The organism is Methylotenera sp. L2L1 (assembly GCF_000744605.1).
GTDB lineage: Bacteria > Pseudomonadota > Gammaproteobacteria > Burkholderiales > Methylophilaceae > Methylotenera.
In genome coordinates this window covers 1795125-1812441 of the sequence record NZ_JQMG01000001.1, presented here as the reverse complement: position 1 = coordinate 1812441, position 17317 = coordinate 1795125, and the positions used below count along the sequence as shown (strand labels likewise).

The following is a 17317-nucleotide window of genomic DNA, read 5'->3' as shown; positions in this document are numbered from 1 at the left end:
CCCGTTAAGCTTAATTAAACAGCATCCTGATGTTGAATCGCCGCAAATATTGCCGCAATCACAATGAGGCTCCCGCCCAGCCACTCATTCAGCTCCATGGTTTCATGCGCTAAGTAATACGAAGCGATGGCAGCCACTACCAGCTCAAATAAAAAGAGCACAGATGCACGTGTTGCCTCAATTTTTGCCACGCCATACTGCACAAAAAAAGTTGCCGCAATTAACAGCAAGGCAATGAATGACATCACGGCCCACTCGGTTAGGGTAAATACAGTCGGGCTTGGTATGTTGGTTTGCATAATCGGCACAAACAACAGCGCAACCATCATCACGCCAATCCATATTGCATAGGACTTAGCCACTAAAGTTAAATGGCTAGACTTTCTCGTAATCACATTGGTTAAGGAAAAGCCGATGCCTGAAGATAATGCCAGCCACTCCGGCATATTTCTCGGTAGTGGCAGGCCGCCAAGCTTAACGTCATAGAGCATAATAAATGCGCCTATCAAGGAAGCAACTATCGCAATATAGCCTGTGAACAGAGTTTTTTCTTTTAACCAAAAGTGGGCGAGAATTAAGGTCCAAATTGGTGATAAATAAAACAGCAACATCACACGCATCACCTCACCATCAATGATCGCTAGTACGTAACTCAGGTTTGTCCAACCTGCGACCATCCCCAACCACACAATGCTCAATGGTAGCTTGTTGGCGCCTCGCCAATGCTTACCTAATAAAACGCTGGCGAAGACAACAGCAAGTGCGTATGTATAAAAGCTGGAGGCTACCCCAGACACACCAGCCTCGGACATTAAGCGATATGGATACCAAATAATGCCCCAGCAAAATGCACCAAAAAGTAGGCCAAATACTGCAAAAAAGTTTTTATTATTGGCGTTGCTCACTATAATGTTACCTTATGAATCCAAATCTAAATTTATTACAGCCCTATCCGTTTCAACGTCTGCGCGATCTATTTAAAGGTGTTACACCCAATGCAGCTTTTAAGCCGATTAACCTATCAATTGGCGAGCCCAAACACGAAACACCACTATTAATTAAAGACGCCTTAGTCAAGAACCTAAGTGGCTTAGCTAATTATCCCACGACTATAGGCGCTATTGAGCTAAGAACTACGATTTCTGATTGGATTTCACGTCGCTACCAAGTGCCTGCACTCAATTCTGAAAAAGCCATTCTGCCTGTTACCGGCAGCCGCGAAGCATTGTTTGCTTTTGCCCAGGTGATTATCGATCATAAAAAACCTGATCCTATCGTGATTTCACCCAATCCGTTTTATCAGATTTACGAAGGCGCTGCATTTTTAGCTGGCGCTACCCCCTACTTTTTAAATACGCTGCCACATCAAGATCCAAACTATAACCATGTGATGGACTTTTCAAGCGTACCTGCTGATGTATTAGCGCGTACACAATTAGTCTATATTTGCAGCCCGGGCAACCCATCCGGCAAGGTCATGACCTTAGAGCAATGGCGCACTATTTTTAGCTTATCAGACCAATATGGCTTTGTGATTGCAGCTGACGAATGCTATTCAGAAATCTATTTTGATGAAGCATCACCACCACTAGGTGCATTACAAGCTGCGCATCTACTGGGTAGAGACTATAAAAATCTGGTTGTGTTCAGTTCGCTTTCCAAACGCTCTAACGTACCAGGTATGCGCTCAGGCTTTGTGGCTGGCGATGACAAAATTATTGAATCATTCACGCTCTACCGCACATACCACGGCTGCGCGATGAACCCTGCCGTGCAGGCTGCCTCTATTGCAGCATGGAACGATGAAGCGCATGTGATTGAAAACCGCAGACTTTATGCTGCAAAATTTAAAGACGTCACACCATTGCTAAACAGTGTATTGGATGTAGCGGTACCAGATGCGGCATTTTACCTATGGGCAAAAATCAAAGACGCTAACATCTCTGATACAGAATTTGCAGTGAAACTATACCGAGACCTCAACATTACTGTGCTTCCAGGCAGCCTGTTAGCGCGTGAGGCCCACGGTGTAAACCCGGGCAAGAACTTTATCCGTATGGCCTTAGTTGCCTCTTATGAAGAGTGTATAGAAGCGGCTAATCGAATCAGTGCCCATTTCTAGCCTACTGGCATTATCACTAATCTGGATGAAAACAGATTAGTGATAATGCCATCACTCGAACCTCAACAAGCTACTTAATGTATTGATTATTTAAACGTACAGCAAGTGCACTCAAGCCGATTAAAGCAATGCCGATAATCACCAAAGCGATAGGCCAGCCCACCGTGTTTGCGAAATGCTCTGCACTATAGTATCCGATATAAAGCAGCATCGTTAGCGTACCTACCAGCAATAGCGTTCTACTGCGCACATAGGTACTTAAAAATATTGTAAAAGCCGTAGCACCAAGATACAAAGGTTCCAACAAGGTATTTTCTACAGATTCAAATATTGACCACAGTAGCAACACTGCTCCAACAAAGTACCAAAACGGGGCAATTGCAATATGCTTGGATTGATTAATAGCATAAGCGATACACAACAAAGAGCTACCAATCACAATGCCAATTAGCTTTTCATCCACATCCCATATATCAAATAAATTTGCAAAAAAGATGCACCCAAACAATATTGCACTAAACGCCATCACAGTGCGCTGTTTTTCCCAAAAAACTGCCCCTTGCTGAATCAGCATATAAGCAGCCATGAACAACAATCCATGACGCACATCACCACCGGATGAATACTCCTGCAACATAACCATAATGCCAGTTGGTTGTAACAACGACGATATTAAGAATAACGGCGTTGTAGCACGCTCATATTTACTGTTAGTTAGGCAAACTAAACCCATGATAAAAGCAGTCAGCCCTGTGCCTAGCGTCACAATTACACGTGATGCAGAGCCAAAGTCATCCCAATACATTGATATAAATACACCAATGCCTGCAAACATGAAAATACCGCCTATATAGCCAAACAACTTGGACAGCACCCCCGCTGGCTCTTTGCTTGGCTGCTGCATGGAGGTATCAAGCGCCTGTGCAATCTCAGCCAAGGTGATTTGATTATATTTCGCTAACGAAACAATATCTTGCAAAGCATCATCTTTAAGTGACATACCAACCCCTTATTTTTTGATGACCCACCCAACAAACTGGACTTGGTTGTAGTAATAATGCTGCTGTGTATGAGGGATTTTATAACCAATGCTTCCCTTTCTAAGCCTAAAGCCACTGTCGCGATAACCACCGCCAAACAGCCCGCCTACCATACCGCCCCCACCATAATGGGGGCCATCTAGGCGATAGCCATCTGGTGAGACCATTGCAGTATCAATCGTCATATTTTCCGTTTCCTGCAACACCACAGCACCATCAGCCGCAGTTGCAATCGCCTTAGAAATATCGACTGTAATTTCGCGCACAGTGTCAGCCTTGGCGTCGTAAGCCATCAGTCGCGTTAAATCATAACTGCGGTCTTTGTTCTCATTCTTATTCACTTTAACCATTAACTTCTGGTTCTTTACTGAAAAATTAATCAAGTAGTCTGTTTTATTTTGGTAATCATACTGTTTAGTGGTAAACAACATTTCATATTGCGGTGGTGGACTCATTAACTTTGGAATCACAGTCGATGCAAAGAAAATGAGAATCAACAATAGAGGGAAAGTCAGCCCCACAATCAACACCAAGTTTTCTTTAACAAAGTTTTTCATCATTGTCCTTTAATAAATGTTATGACAGTATTCAACACATCTTCATGCATCTGCGCATTTAAACAATCTACTTGTTGTAAACCTTCCATACTGCGCAACCATGTCAACTGACGCTTGGCTAATTGTCGCGTGGCAAAAATACCTCTATCCCGCAGTTCATCCTGATTATACACACCAGCCAAATACTCTAAAGCCTGACGATAACCGACGCAGCGCATTGAAGTACTATCAGATGTCAATGCAGGATATTTCTTCACTAATGCTTTCACTTCGTGAATAAATCTATCCGCTAGCATTTGATCAAACCTGATAGCAATTCGCTCATGCAACACTTTGCGATCACTAGGCACTAATGCAATCTTCAGTAATCGGTACGGCAGTGCATCGCCACTTGTTGCTTGATGCAATGATGTCATGGAGCGTCCGGTGATTCGGTAAACCTCTAAAGCACGCTCTATTCTTTGCACATCGTTAGGCTGTAAGCGTGCCGCACTTTCAGGGTCGACCAACGCCAACTTTGCATGCATGGCTGGCCAACCAAGCTCTAATGCCTCTTGTTCAATTTTTTGTCTTACATCAGCATCAGCTTCAGGCAATTGACTTAAGCCCTCTTCTAGCGCTTTGAAATAAAGCATGGTGCCGCCTACTAACAATGGAATTCTTCCACGTGCAGTGATATCAGCCATTAATCTTAATGCGTCATTTCTAAACTGAGAGGCTGAGTACACTTCCGTTGGCGGAATAATATCGATCAAAGCATGCGGCGCTTCTGCCAACACTTCAACACTAGGCTTAGCCGTACCTATATTCATTTCTTGGTAAACTAATGCAGAATCTACACTAATCAACTCTATCGGTAGTTTTTTATAAAGACTTACTGCCAAATCGGTCTTACCGCTAGCGGTTGGACCCATTAAAAAAATAGCTGGTGGCAATGTTGTTAAGTTCATTCAATACATTCTTAATTAAGACACCACTCTCAGGTGGAGTCACTTTCGTTAAACATAGCAACGACCCTTTTGGGCCGTTACTTCTTGCAATCAGGTCTAGATGAAATCTGTATAATACCGCTATTGCCACATGCTAATTTGCTGTAGCCATCTGGCGCACCCTGCAGATTAGTATATATTTTTTGCACTCTATTTGTTGATAGGATTATCCATGAATTTAGAAAAAGTTGTTTTTGGTTTTTTCATCGTCCTTGCAATGACACTGAATTTTGGATTTTTTATTGGTGACATTGATAATCCAACTCACCACCATGTTTACGAGTTATACGCGGCAATTACCGTTAGCTTAATTGCAACCGTACTTAAATTTGGCGACCGTACCCACGTAGGTGCAATATTGTTATCAACAAGCTTAGCTGCAGACTTACAACTGATTACCGCTGCTATTCTATGGGCAGCACTGAGTGGCAGCTATGACGAAGCAAGCCTAACTGTCTATATCGTTTCTTTATCAGGCGGTGCACTCATGGCGAATATCATTTCAGTAGTGCTACTAATTTCTGAAACCATCAGCCAGAAACGCTAAATTCATCAGCACACTAAATTAATCAACATGGTTAATCAGCATGGATAGCATACTGTTTTTAATATTACGTCGATTAAGACGTCCGCTGATTCTAATCATCGTTAGTTTTGCCATTGCCATTATCGGCTTAACGTTAATGCCTGGGGTTGATGATAAAGGTCAGCCTTGGAAGATGAGCATTTTTGATGCGCTGTATGTCATCAGCTACACAGCTACGACCATCGGCTTTGGTGAAATCCCTTACGCTTACAGTAAAGCACAGCGCTTATGGCTAACATTGTCGATTTATCTCACGGTTATTCCATGGTTTTATGCTGTCGGTAAAATTATCACGCTGCTGCAGGACACAGGGCTTCGCCAAGCAGTCACCACCGAACGCTTTGCCAATAAAGTACGTCAATTCCAAGAACCGTTTTATATTCTTTGCAGCTATGGTCAGTCATCTAGTCTATTAGCAAAAGCTTTAGATGAAAAAGGCATGCGTGTCGTTGTCATTGAACCGCAGCAAGAGCGTCTCAACGAGCTAGAACTTATTGACACTAGAAATATCATCCCATATCTGTGTGCAGACGCCATACTGCCAGAAAATCTGGAAAGGGCTGGCGTACTTCACCCACTATGTAGCGGTGTGATCGCCCTTACCGATGACGACAATGTCAACCTTGCGGTAGCTGTTGCCGTGAAGCTTATGAATCCAGATTTGCTAGTGATTGCGCGCTCGGAACGTGATGACATTGCCGCCAACATGGCCTCATTTGGTACAGACCATATTATCAACCCCTACACACTGTTTGGTGACCAACTAGCAATGCGCGTACATGCATTGGGTACTTACCTACTACACGAATGGCTCACAGGCGTGCCTGGCGATACATTGCCGCCACCAGAAACCCCTCCCAAAGGCATGTGGGTAGTGTGTGGTTATGGCAGATTTGGTAAGTCTGTTGTAGAGAACCTGGAACGAGAGCATATCACCACCACGATTATTGAGGCCATGCCAGAATTGACTGGTTGTGATTACTGTATTGTAGGTAGCGGCACTGAAGCCAAGACCTTGCTTGAGGCCGATATCACCAACGCTGTAGGCATCGTTGCAGGGACAGACAATGACACGAACAACCTGTCTATTGTCATGACAGCCTTTGAGCTCAACCCAAAACTATTTGTGGTGATTCGCAAAAACAGACGTCACAATGGACGGTTGTTTAAGCAGTTTAATGCAGACATCACCATGCAACCTACTGAAATCATCGCACATGAATGCTTGGCGCACATGATTTCACCGTTGCTGGCACAATTCCTCAGCCTAGCACGCAGCCAAACCAATGACTGGGCAAACAAACTAATTAGCCAACTTGTCATGACAATGGGTGAAACTGTGCCTGAGACTTGGGCAGTACGAATTGATAAAGCAAATACTCCTGCAGTAATAGAGCTCATTAAGTCAGGCTTAAATGTCACCGTGCAGCATCTAATGCAAGACCCAGCCAACAGAAAAGAGCCGCTAGACCTTGTGCCTATATTGCTACTACGCAACAACATACCTAACCTTGTGCCAGATCCTGCCACCCGATTAAAAGCTGGCGACCGTATTTTATTCTGTGGCAGTCCAGAGACTAAATCAATATTACCCACGATATTAAACAACACTAAAACATTGACTTATATTATTGATGGTATTGAGATACCAAACAGTTTGGTTTGGCGATGGCTTGAAAGTAAATTTAAAAGAAAGAGTCGTCCTAAAAAATAACTAATCCACGTTAGTAGTGAAATATTAAGAATACTGAAATATTACAAATACTAGAGTATCACGTGCCTATAATTTCGTTATTTTCCTCGCATAAACATCTTGTCTAAATCCGTCATACTGACTTGAAACCAAGTAGGTCGACCGTGATTACATTGCCCTGAACGTTCTGTCGCCTCCATATCCCGCAGTAAAGCATTCATTTCCGGAATAGTAAGACTACGATTTGCACGCACCGCGGCATGGCATGCCATCGTACCAAGTAACTCATTTCTACGTTCAGTCAGCACACGACTAGCGCCATATTCTCGAAGATCACGTAATACGTCTCGCGCTAAAGTCACTGCATCCGCATCTTGTAACATGGTTGGCACAGCACGCACAGCAAGTGTAGTGGGTGACAATATCGCAATATCAAACCCTAATTGCTGAAGCGTTGCATGATTGCTTGCCAACGCTTCATGTACAGTAGCAACCTCTAACTTATCCGCATTAAAACTAACCGGTAATAATAATGGCTGCATCTGTACAGTTTGATTATCTAATGCATTCTTTAATTTCTCATACATAATCCGCTCATGTGCCGCATGCATGTCAACGACCACCAAGCCCTCTTTATTTTGAGCAAGTACGTATACGCCATGTATCTGCCCAACCGCAAAGCCAAGCGGACAGTCATGTAAAGTTTCTTTACTTGCCAAATCGTCAGGTAATAGATTCACAGGTGATGACGTGGTATTGAATACCTGACTCTGATTACCGCCAAACATTGACTGGTAAAAGCTTGGGCCTTCATGGGCACTCAAGTTAATCTGAGATTGATGAGTTGGATATAGCACTGGATTAGCAGATGCTGTATTCGCACCCTGTGGGCTGAACGGGTTATATTGCGCCTGATTTGCAGTGACCGCATTAGAAACGCCCGTTGGAATCGCCAGCGCTTTATTGAGCGAATGAAATATAAAACGATGGATAGACTGACTATCTCTAAATCTGACTTCAGTTTTAGCTGGATGAACATTAACATCCACCAAATTCGGGTCCAGCTCTAAAAACAAGACAAAGGCAGGGTGCCTATCATGATGCAATACGTCCTGATAAGCTTGCCGTATTGCATGTGCAATCACTTTATCTCGAACAAAGCGGCCATTCACGTAAACGTACTGTGTGTCTCGACTATTGCGATTAAAAGTCGGTTTTGCTGCCATTCCCCATAGACGCAAACCAGCGGCCGATTCATCCACACTGATAGACTCTGCCACAAACTCACTCCCTAAAACTTCGGAGAATCTTCTTTCGGGCTGGCCTATCGTCAAACGACTTAATGCTCGCCCGTTGTGTTGCAACATTAGCCCCACATCTGGGCGTGAGAGTGCAATCCGCGTAAACATCTCTTCACAATGCCCAAACTCAGTGGCCTCTGTTTTTAAAAACTTACGACGCGCAGGCGTGTTGAAATACAAATCAGATACTTCAATCACCGTGCCGGCATCCAACGCAGCCGGTTCAATCGCAGAAATATCACTGCCTTCAGATGCAATACGCCATGCATGCTTACTATCAACTTGGCGGCTTAATAACTGTGTACGAGAGATTGAAGCAATACTCGCTAAAGCTTCACCACGAAAACCCAAACTAGCGACCGACTCTAAATCCTCAAGGCTAGCTATTTTACTAGTAGCATGGCGCGTTAACGCTAGCATCAAATCTTCTTTAGCAACGCCTGCGCCATTATCTGTCACGCGCATTTGCTTAATGCCGCCTTGCAACAAAGATACTTGAATGTCAGTGCTACCCGCATCCAGACTATTTTCCAACAGCTCTTTTAAGGCGGATGCAGGACGCTCGACCACTTCACCTGCGGCAATTTGGCTAATAAGCTGGTCTGGAAGTAAACGTATAGTTACCATAAAAATTTATTTATTTTTTGATGACGATATTTTAACCCGCTTTATATAAAGCGATTTAACTATTACGTATAGCCAATCATTATTCAAGTAGAAATAAAAACGAAAGAAAACTACCGTCTAATGAAATTCCAGATGTTTTAGTTAGTAAATTTTCAGTGCATAAAAGACGAGGATATTAAGCTGAAGTTAATCACTAAAACAATGGCTGAAATTAATTGAAGAGTTGCTGACCATGCACCAATAAGCCCGTCTAACAACGCCCCAAAGTAGTGCTAACGCACTACTCTGAGTATCGGGAGAATAGCAATAATCTGTGGAATTAACTTGGGAGGAATTAACTAGACATGTGAAGCTCTACTGCACATGCCATTTAAACAATCAAAGACTTAACACAAACATATGAAAATACGAGATATACGATAAAACTTACATTTGAGTTTGGGCATTAAATAGAAGCATTGCCTACCGCAACTCTTACTAACTCATCAATTTTGGCGGTAATATTCGTGAGCTCGCCCGCAACCACCGCAAACTCGCGCCCTACTTCACCCGCGCGTGCTGCAACAATTTGCGCATTCACCGACACAATGCGTGCTTGTTTAGCGATATTCTGAATACTGCTCATCAATTCATGATGTTGCTTACGCTGTACCTTTGCATGTTTTTTTGACTCATCTTCATAAACAATAGTAATACGGTTAAGTAGCGCAACAATAGGCGTAGCCTGCCTTCCCAGCTCATTAAGCAAGTCCGGCACGGTACGAAAACCAGACTCACAAGCACTTAATGCTTTTTCTACCAAATTGGTGAAATCAACAATTTTTCTATCCCCCTCAATTTCACCAAAATAAACCAAGCGCAGCTCTTCAAAGAACACACCCGGCAACTCACTGTTTCCATGCACTAATGCAGCATGACTGACTTTAAACAAGGCCAATGCTTCACGTGCTGTTTCTAACGCGGTTTCATGCCCCATGGTTGAAAGTACTGCATTCAATACAATACGTTGCGATAACATGCGCTGACGTCCAGCCAAGTTAATCAATGCGCCAAAGGTTTCTGCACTGACAGCTAAACTTGTTGTCTTGAACTGATGACTGTGTTGTATGGCTTGATGAGGCTTTAAATCTGCTAACAAAATATTCTCCCTTTTATTGATATCATTAACAACGAACGTCATCAGTACAATTACTCAGCACTTAAAACTATTCACATTTCGCTTTCAAATAAGCAATTTCTATTCCATGTACCCACACACTGAATATCCATGCATATTTCTAAACAAAATGCTTCTCTACCCATAAAAAACAACAAACCGGCATTATTAACATTTGCATGTTGGTGTTTTAGTTGTTTTGATATAAATTCACATCAGCATGAAACTAAGCATCCAAGATTTAACACCTACAAGCTATACAGACAGCTTTCCCCTTGCTCGCAAGCTTAAACGGCACCATCACTTTTACCTTGGCCCTACCAATTCAGGTAAAACCTATCAGGCACTACTCGCATTAGAAAAGGCAGAATCCGGTGTGTATCTAGCACCGCTTCGACTACTTGCAATGGAGATACGTGACAGACTGGTAGCATCCGGCGTTCCCTGCAACCTGATTACTGGTGAGGAGCGCGACATCATGGAGGGAGCAAAACATACGGCATCAACCATTGAAATGATGAATACCAACAAAGAGGTGGATGTAGCAGTCATTGATGAAATTCAAATGCTACAAGATCCAGACCGTGGTGCAGCATGGACAGCTGCGCTAGTAGGCGCACCTGCCTCAACGGTTTTCATTTGTGGCTCAACAGCAGTCACATTACCTTGCATTGCAACCATTGAGTCACTAAATGAAACTTATGACATCACACAGCTAGTGCGCAAGACACCTCTACTGCTGGAGCATGAAAGCATGTGTGGAAAACACTACAGCCGCCAGAAGCTCAAGCCTAAACTACAAAAAGGCGATGCAATCATTGCATTCAGCCGCAAAGATGTACTCACATTTTCAGCCAGATTCCGCCAGTGGGGCTTCAGTGTAGCAAGTATTTACGGTGCACTTTCACCAGAGGTCCGGCGAACGGAATCAGAACGCTTTAACAGTGGTCAGGCAGATATCTTAGTAGCAACCGATGCGATAGGCATGGGTTTAAACTTACCGATACGTCGTGTAATATTTTCTAATATTCATAAGTTTGATGGCGTAGCTTCTCGACCCCTTAATATGACTGAAGTGCGCCAGATTGCTGGGCGTGCAGGAAGATTTGGAATTTATGAAACAGGCTATGTCAACGTACTGGAGAATGACGAGCTTATTCATATTGAACATATGTTATCAACCGATGACACTGCCGATTTAAACAAGCTCCCCGTGAGCATTAATTTAATGCAGATCAGTAGCGTTGCACACTTACTACATACAAATAAAATTGCTGAAGTACTCAGTTACCACCAAGAAAGAACTCGGTTTCAACACCCTCTTTTTGAGCAAGCATCACTAGAGTCACAAATTTCACAAGCAATGCTCGTAGATGAATATGCACCTAAAATGTCTTTAAAAGACAAGTATATCTTCGTATGTGCTCCGATATCACTGAATGTTGCGTTTGAAAAAGACTATTACCTAATGTGTCTAAAAAGCGTAGCAGAATCGACTATTCGACATTTACCACCAGCACCAAACTGGCTAGATGCACAGAACCCAAAACATCTGGAAGAAGCTGAGCTACTTAGCCATAACTTAAGCTTGTACGCTTGGCTAGGTTTTAAATTTCCACGATACTTTACAGAAGGTGCAGATGTTCCGAGCTTACGCAAAAAAGTAAGTCGTTACATAGAGCGGGCACTACTCACCCAAGCTGGGTATGGCGACACCAGCAGAGAGATTGATTACATCATGACAAAAAGAAGATTCTGACACGAGCAATCTAATGTTAAATTAGTCCAGTCTCACCGTTTCTAGGTATTCAGGCACTTCCACTTGCCAGTGTAGCTGCTCCTCTATATGGCGTCGCATCGAATCCGCTGCGACAGGCTCTCCATGTACGATAAAGGTTTTCTTAGGAGGTGTTTCAAACCCGCCCAACCAATCCAATATTTCCGCATAATCAGCATGCGCAGACAGATTCGAAATCAATTCAACATTTGCTCGTACTGGTATATATTCACCATGAATTTTAATGCTTTCTGCACCATCTAACATAGCAGCACCCCTAGTCCCCGCCGCCTGAAACCCGACAAACAGAATAGTGTTCCTAGGGTTAGGTGCAAAAGCCTTTAAATGATGCACAACCCGCCCTCCAGAAGCCATACCACTTGCTGATAAAATAATCATCGGGCCTTTAGCCTCATTAAGCGCTTTTGACTGCTCAATACTATTCACCATATGTGCAGTTTGAAATAGCGCACGACATTGATCGGCACTTAAGCGATGCTCACCATGATAAAGATTAAAAATCTCAGTAGCATCAACAGCCATAGGGCTATTTAAATAGACAGGAATATCTTCTGCAATTGCACCTGAGGTTTTCAATAAATGAATGTAATACAGTAGCTCTTGTGCTCTACCGACAGCAAAAACAGGAATGACAATTACTCCCTTGCGCTTCACCGTCTTATTAATAATCGCTGCTAATTTAGCTTTGGGGTCATCATTCTGATGTAGCCGATTGCCGTAAGTAGACTCAACTAACAAATAGTCTGCTTGCTTAATACGGACGGGAGGCTTCATCAAAATATCGTTAGCACGCCCAATATCACCTGAAAACAAAATAGAAGTCTTTGGGTTATGAATACGTACGAATGCAGACCCCAAAATATGGCCATTTGGTGAAAGTCTTAAGGTTAAACCATCACCTAAATCTACATCTTGATCAAAGCTCACAGGAATCAATAAAGCGAGTGCATTTTCGGCATCTTCTTTGGTATATAAAGGCAGCGCTGGATGATGCTTAGAAAAGCCACGACGATTCGCATACTCAGCCTCTTCTTCCTGCAGGTGTGCGGAGTCTGGTAGCAAAATTTTGCACAAATCAGCAGTGCCTTCACTGCAATAGACTTTGCCGGAAAATCCATTTTTAACCAGCAGGGGTAAATAACCGCTGTGATCGATGTGTGCATGCGTTAATACAACCGCATCAATTTTGGCTGGATTGATAGGCAATTTCGACCAGTTTCTCAACCGTAACTGCTTTAGCCCCTGAAACAAACCACAATCAATCAAGACTTGCTTTGTACCACTCTTTAACAAATACTTTGAGCCAGTGACGGTCCCTGTTGCACCTAAAAATGTGAGCTCCATACAAACTCTCCCTTTAAATTAGTGCGTATTAATCTAGTGGATGAATGTTAATCTAATGCAATCTTTGTTTTAGCTAAGGCCGGATTGGTCGAAAAATACTTTTTAATACCCGTCAAAATTGATAGTACTAGCTTATCTTGATAAGCACTGTCATTAAGCCTACGCTCCTCGTCAGGATTGCTAATAAACGCAGTCTCTACAAGAATAGAAGGAATATCAGGTGATTTCAATACCGCAAAACCAGCCTGCTCGACATGGTGTTTATGTAATTTATTAATCTCACCAATATTTCCTAATACCGCTTTACCCAGTTTCAAGCTATCGTTAATCGTTGCAGTTTGAGACAAATCTAATAAGGTTCTCGCAAGCAGTGGATCTTTCACATTTAAGCTCACACCACCTATCAGATCCGACTCATTTTCTTTCTTTGCTAAATAACGCGCACTAGCACTGGTTGCCCCTTTTTCGGACAACGCAAATACAGATGAACCACGTGCAGCTGGGTTAGTAAATGCATCAGCATGGATTGAAATAAACAAATCTGCCTGTAATTTCCGCGCCTTTAGTACACGCATGTGTAGAGGAATAAAGTAATCACCATCACGCGTTAGCAAAGCGCGCATACCTGGCTCCTCATCAATTTTTGCTTTTAGCTTTTTAGCAATCAATAAAGTAATCTCTTTCTCACGGCTACCCGTAGCACCAATAGCGCCGGGGTCCTCGCCACCATGCCCAGGGTCAATCGCAATGGTAATTTGGCGTAATCCTTTAGTTGATGGCTTATTCTCTAAGTTATCTTTGACAGTATCGTTTTGCGGGCTAACAGAGCTAGTTTGTGGTGTACTGTCGACGACATTTCCAGTCGTAGTTGTGGCCGTCGTATTAACTGCCTTCGCACCTTCATCAACTTTCACCACTGCAACTGTATTATTGTCTACAGTGACAGTAGGAACATCAGTTGATTGTGGCAATGTAACGACCTGCGCCGCTTTGTTATTTGTAGCCACATCAGCCGCTTGAAGCGGATTATCACGCTCATCAAGCATCGCCATCAACGGGTCTTTGGTTGGATAAATATCTAACACTAATCGATGCTTGTAATCCCCAGCTGGTGTTAACGTAAATATGGCAGGTTTAGCTTCTGCTTTTAAATCGACAACTAAACGTACGACCTTAGGCTTAAAGTTAGCCACGCGTATTTTAGATATATAGGGATCACTCTCTGACACCTTATCACTCAATGCTTTAATCACTGCATTTAAGTCAATGTCTTCAACATCAACCACAACACGCTCAGGATCTTTTAAGGTTGTCATTTTATAGAGGATGGGTTTTTCAGCCTCTATCGTAATTCTTGTATAGATATCAGCTGGCCAGATACGCACTGCAGTCACTGTGTTCGCCTCAGCTGTTGCACTTAGCAACAAACAACTCAGCAAGATGGTGAAAGACAGTAATTTAGAGAAACAATATTTAGTCATATGAGTTAGTTGCACAGTTCTTTAATGTTTTTTACACAAGCCTGGCCTGCTAAAGTATGCCAATCAACGCGCACATCACGCCCAGAAGGCTTAATATTAAAGTAAATATCAATATCTGGTGTTGGTAATATATGCTCTGCTTTTTCCGGCCACTCAATTAAACAAACACTTGCCGCATTGAAATAGTCTCGAAAACCGGCAGCTTCCCACTCTTCCTCATCGTTGAAACGATACAAATCAAAATGATAAAGATTTAATGTACCGTTCGCTGTCTGAAGGTTCTCATAAGGCTCGACTAATGCATAAGTTGGGCTTTTAACCTTACCGGTGAATCCTAAACCGTGTAGCAACCCTCGCACCAATGTGGTTTTGCCTGCACCAAGATCACCATGTAAATAAATAGTGAGATTAGGTATGATAGCTTTGCCTAAAGCAGATCCAAAAGCGAGTGTTGCCGCTTCATCTACCAATTCAAGTGTAAAATTATTATCCATGAGCAATTCTACTAAAAACTTGAGCGACCTGAGCCATGCAATTAAAAAATGGGGGCTTGAGTTTGGCTTTAATCAAATAGGCATTACTGATACCAATCTGCAAACTGCAGAATCTAAACATCAAGCTTGGATTGAAAAAGGTTTCCATGGTGATATGGATTATATGGCAAAACATGGGGTTAAACGTACGCGCCCCGATGAATTAATCCCAAATACCCAACGCATTATTTCAGCACGCCTAGACTACCTGCCGCCTCAAGCGGAAAATAGCACATTGATTCTTGAAAATAGTAGTAAGGCGTTTATTTCACGCTACGCACTCGGCCGTGACTACCATAAGGTCATCCGCAACAAATTACAAAAACTATGTGAAAAAATTCAAAGTGAATTACACCATTACCAGTTGAACCAATTCGAATACCGCGTTTTCACCGATAGCGCGCCGGTGCTTGAAGTTGCCTTAGCTGAAAAAGCTGGTCTTGGCTGGCGCGGAAAACACACCTTGTTAATCGACAAAAACAATGGCTCCTGGTTTTTTCTAGGTGAGATATTTACCAACTTGCCATTACCCATTGATGAACCTGCCAGCAACCACTGCGGCAGTTGTAGCAAATGCATAGAGGTATGCCCTACACAGGCGATTACAGCGCCTTATGAGGTAGACGCTAGACGTTGCATTTCCTATCTCACCATTGAACTCAAAAGCAGCATTCCGTTAGAATATCGCCCATTAATTGGCAACCGTGTTTATGGTTGCGATGACTGCCAGCTTTATTGTCCATGGAATAAATTTGCACAAATCACCAAAGAGTCTGATTTTGCAGTAAAACACGGTTTAGATGATGTGAGCCTGATTGATTGCTTTAATTGGACAGAAGACGAGTTCAAATTAAAAATGGCAGGTAGCGCCATTTACAGAATCGGTTATACACAATGGTTAAGAAATATTGCAGTAGGCCTAGGCAACGCAGAAACAACCCCAGAAATCATCAACGCACTCAAACAACACATGCATCACGAAAATGAAATCGTTCAAGAACATGTGCGCTGGGCACTTAGCCGTCATTTAGCATAAGCATTGAGAAATCACTAATAAACGAAGCCGCATCATTAAACAACGCATCACCAGCACCAATCATAAAAAATATCTTGGCTAGCCTCTAACTTTGTAACTTTAATTAGTTGCAAGCGATGCTAACATTGCCGCACCAACAATACCAGCCTGATCTCCCATCTCAGAAACGCGTAGCTTTACCTTGCCACACAAGGCTGGAATCAAATCTTGCGCTAACTGCTGTTGAAATGAAGGTGCTATCAAAGGCCATGCAGCACTCATGCCGCCACCTAAGACAACATCGGTCACATCAATGACTTTAAGGATATGTGCTAACGCTTGCGCCAATGATTTACCTGCTAACGCGTATGCAACAACTGCCGCCTGATCACCCAACTCGGCACGGCTGGCGATTTCAGCCGCAGTACAATGTTGCTGAGTCGATTCAAAGTAGCTGATTACCACACCACTGGCTGAAGCATATTGCTCCATGCAACCTAGATTGCCACAACCGCACAATCTACCACCCTCTTGCACGATGATATGCCCTACTTCCATGGCAACGCCGTGCAAGCCTTGAAATGGACGCCCATTTAGCACCAGACCACCACCAACCCCTGTGCCTAAGCCCATGTAGATTAAATGATTGATTTGATATGGATGCATCACATACTCACCATAGGCCGCAGCAAGTGCATCATTTTCGGTGATAACAGGCAGCTCGATTAATGCACGCAAATCTGTACTTAAATCAACATTCTGTAAGCCTGGTAAATTAGGTGACTGTGAAATCACTTGTGTATGCGGGTCGATGAATCCCGGGAAGCCAATTCCCACTGCTGATACTTCCGGATATTTAGCCCGCACCACCTCGATTGCATTTGCAATCGTCGAGAGTATTTTTTGCCATGCTAGTGCCGGCGCATGTTGATGTAACTTACAAAAGGCAGAGAAGTCTGCCTGAAATCGCATCTCTTCAATTAAGCGCGGTTTGGTTGATTCAGTTGAGGTTGCAATATCGACTACACCTAAACGTAAATTAGTACCACCGACATCAATTCCAATGAGCATAGGC

General features: G+C 43.0%; 15 protein-coding genes. 5 read left to right on the top strand and 10 right to left on the bottom strand.

Annotation, left to right across the window (positions count from 1 at the left end; genetic code table 11):
* Nucleotides 1-14: 14 nt before the first annotated feature.
* Complete coding sequence (locus FG24_RS08630; protein WP_036302594.1) at nt 15-905, bottom strand: DMT family transporter; 891 nt, start codon at nt 903-905, stop codon at nt 15-17.
* A gap of 14 nt (nt 906-919) precedes the next feature.
* On the opposite strand from FG24_RS08630, the gene dapC reads away from it, so the two are divergent.
* Nucleotides 920-2122, top strand: a complete 1203-nt coding sequence (gene dapC, locus FG24_RS08625) for a succinyldiaminopimelate transaminase (RefSeq protein ID WP_036302592.1) — start codon at nt 920-922, stop codon at nt 2120-2122.
* A gap of 70 nt (nt 2123-2192) precedes the next feature.
* Here the strand turns inward: dapC and FG24_RS08620 are convergent, their stop codons facing one another.
* The 3 genes from FG24_RS08620 to miaA are packed head-to-tail and all read right to left on the bottom strand — an operon-like array spanning nt 2193 to nt 4669.
* Nucleotides 2193-3122 carry a DUF2157 domain-containing protein gene (locus FG24_RS08620; protein WP_036302590.1) on the bottom strand — a complete coding sequence of 310 codons (930 nt, stop codon included), beginning with the start codon at nt 3120-3122 and terminating at the stop codon, nt 2193-2195.
* Between the two features lie 9 nt (nt 3123-3131).
* Nucleotides 3132-3719 carry a hypothetical protein gene (locus FG24_RS08615; protein WP_036302588.1) on the bottom strand — a complete coding sequence of 196 codons (588 nt, stop codon included), beginning with the start codon at nt 3717-3719 and terminating at the stop codon, nt 3132-3134.
* The gene (miaA, locus tag FG24_RS08610) at nt 3719-4669 is read right to left on the bottom strand and encodes a tRNA (adenosine(37)-N6)-dimethylallyltransferase MiaA (RefSeq protein WP_036302586.1); all 951 of its coding nucleotides are present in this window, start codon (nt 4667-4669) and stop codon (nt 3719-3721) included. The genes FG24_RS08615 and miaA overlap by 1 nt, the downstream gene beginning before the upstream one ends.
* A 211-nt stretch (nt 4670-4880) precedes the next feature.
* Here miaA and FG24_RS08605 point away from each other — a divergent pair, with 211 nt between their 5' ends.
* Both FG24_RS08605 and FG24_RS08600 read left to right on the top strand, forming a co-directional pair.
* Nucleotides 4881-5255, top strand: coding sequence for a DUF6394 family protein (locus FG24_RS08605; RefSeq protein WP_036302584.1), 375 nt, complete (start codon nt 4881-4883; stop codon nt 5253-5255).
* Between the two features lie 40 nt (nt 5256-5295).
* Nucleotides 5296-7008 carry a potassium channel family protein gene (locus FG24_RS08600; RefSeq protein ID WP_036302582.1) on the top strand — a complete coding sequence of 571 codons (1713 nt, stop codon included), beginning with the start codon at nt 5296-5298 and terminating at the stop codon, nt 7006-7008.
* 77 nt (nt 7009-7085) lie between these two features.
* Here the strand turns inward: FG24_RS08600 and mutL are convergent, their stop codons facing one another.
* Both mutL and FG24_RS08590 read right to left on the bottom strand, forming a co-directional pair.
* Nucleotides 7086-8915 (bottom strand): DNA mismatch repair endonuclease MutL, encoded by a 1830-nt coding sequence (gene mutL / locus FG24_RS08595; protein ID WP_036302580.1) that lies wholly within the window; start codon nt 8913-8915, stop codon nt 7086-7088.
* Nucleotides 8916-9360: 445 nt separating this feature from the next.
* Nucleotides 9361-10053, bottom strand: a complete 693-nt coding sequence (locus FG24_RS08590; protein ID WP_051901584.1) for a type IV pili methyl-accepting chemotaxis transducer N-terminal domain-containing protein — start codon at nt 10051-10053, stop codon at nt 9361-9363.
* A gap of 238 nt (nt 10054-10291) precedes the next feature.
* On the opposite strand from FG24_RS08590, the gene FG24_RS08585 reads away from it, so the two are divergent.
* Nucleotides 10292-11830 carry a helicase-related protein gene (locus FG24_RS08585; protein ID WP_051901489.1) on the top strand — a complete coding sequence of 513 codons (1539 nt, stop codon included), beginning with the start codon at nt 10292-10294 and terminating at the stop codon, nt 11828-11830.
* Nucleotides 11831-11851: 21 nt separating this feature from the next.
* On the opposite strand, the gene FG24_RS08580 is transcribed toward FG24_RS08585, so the two are convergent.
* Genes FG24_RS08580 through tsaE form a run of 3 tightly spaced genes read right to left on the bottom strand, consistent with a single transcriptional unit; the run spans nt 11852 to nt 15188 of the window.
* Entirely contained in the window at nt 11852-13213 is a 1362-nt protein-coding gene (locus tag FG24_RS08580) for an MBL fold metallo-hydrolase RNA specificity domain-containing protein (RefSeq protein WP_036302578.1), read from the bottom strand.
* 47 nt (nt 13214-13260) lie between these two features.
* The gene (locus tag FG24_RS08575) at nt 13261-14694 is read right to left on the bottom strand and encodes an N-acetylmuramoyl-L-alanine amidase (RefSeq protein WP_036302575.1); all 1434 of its coding nucleotides are present in this window, start codon (nt 14692-14694) and stop codon (nt 13261-13263) included.
* A gap of 5 nt (nt 14695-14699) precedes the next feature.
* Nucleotides 14700-15188: a tRNA (adenosine(37)-N6)-threonylcarbamoyltransferase complex ATPase subunit type 1 TsaE gene (gene tsaE / locus FG24_RS08570; protein WP_036302574.1), complete on the bottom strand. Its 489-nt coding sequence runs from the start codon at nt 15186-15188 to the stop codon at nt 14700-14702.
* On the opposite strand from tsaE, the gene queG reads away from it, so the two are divergent.
* Nucleotides 15187-16263, top strand: a complete 1077-nt coding sequence (queG, locus tag FG24_RS08565) for a tRNA epoxyqueuosine(34) reductase QueG (protein ID WP_036302572.1) — start codon at nt 15187-15189, stop codon at nt 16261-16263. The two genes, tsaE and queG, sit on opposite strands and share 2 nt — an antisense overlap.
* 99 nt (nt 16264-16362) lie before the next feature.
* On the opposite strand, the gene FG24_RS08560 is transcribed toward queG, so the two are convergent.
* Nucleotides 16363-17313 (bottom strand): ROK family protein, encoded by a 951-nt coding sequence (locus FG24_RS08560; protein WP_036302570.1) that lies wholly within the window; start codon nt 17311-17313, stop codon nt 16363-16365.
* Nucleotides 17314-17317 lie beyond the last annotated feature (4 nt).

Coding starts and splice junctions, on each gene's coding strand:
- dapC (WP_036302592.1), top strand. CDS start 920: ATGAATCCAAATCTAAATTTATTACAGCCCTATCCGTTTCAACGTCTG.
- FG24_RS08620 (WP_036302590.1), bottom strand. CDS start 3,122: ATGTCACTTAAAGATGATGCTTTGCAAGATATTGTTTCGTTAGCGAAA.
- FG24_RS08615 (WP_036302588.1), bottom strand. CDS start 3,719: ATGAAAAACTTTGTTAAAGAAAACTTGGTGTTGATTGTGGGGCTGACT.
- miaA (WP_036302586.1), bottom strand. CDS start 4,669: ATGAACTTAACAACATTGCCACCAGCTATTTTTTTAATGGGTCCAACC.
- FG24_RS08605 (WP_036302584.1), top strand. CDS start 4,881: ATGAATTTAGAAAAAGTTGTTTTTGGTTTTTTCATCGTCCTTGCAATG.
- FG24_RS08600 (WP_036302582.1), top strand. CDS start 5,296: ATGGATAGCATACTGTTTTTAATATTACGTCGATTAAGACGTCCGCTG.
- mutL (WP_036302580.1), bottom strand. CDS start 8,915: ATGGTAACTATACGTTTACTTCCAGACCAGCTTATTAGCCAAATTGCC.
- FG24_RS08585 (WP_051901489.1), top strand. CDS start 10,292: ATGAAACTAAGCATCCAAGATTTAACACCTACAAGCTATACAGACAGC.
- FG24_RS08580 (WP_036302578.1), bottom strand. CDS start 13,213: ATGGAGCTCACATTTTTAGGTGCAACAGGGACCGTCACTGGCTCAAAG.
- FG24_RS08575 (WP_036302575.1), bottom strand. CDS start 14,694: ATGACTAAATATTGTTTCTCTAAATTACTGTCTTTCACCATCTTGCTG.
- queG (WP_036302572.1), top strand. CDS start 15,187: ATGAGCAATTCTACTAAAAACTTGAGCGACCTGAGCCATGCAATTAAA.
- tsaE (WP_036302574.1), bottom strand. CDS start 15,188: ATGGATAATAATTTTACACTTGAATTGGTAGATGAAGCGGCAACACTC.
- FG24_RS08560 (WP_036302570.1), bottom strand. CDS start 17,313: ATGCTCATTGGAATTGATGTCGGTGGTACTAATTTACGTTTAGGTGTA.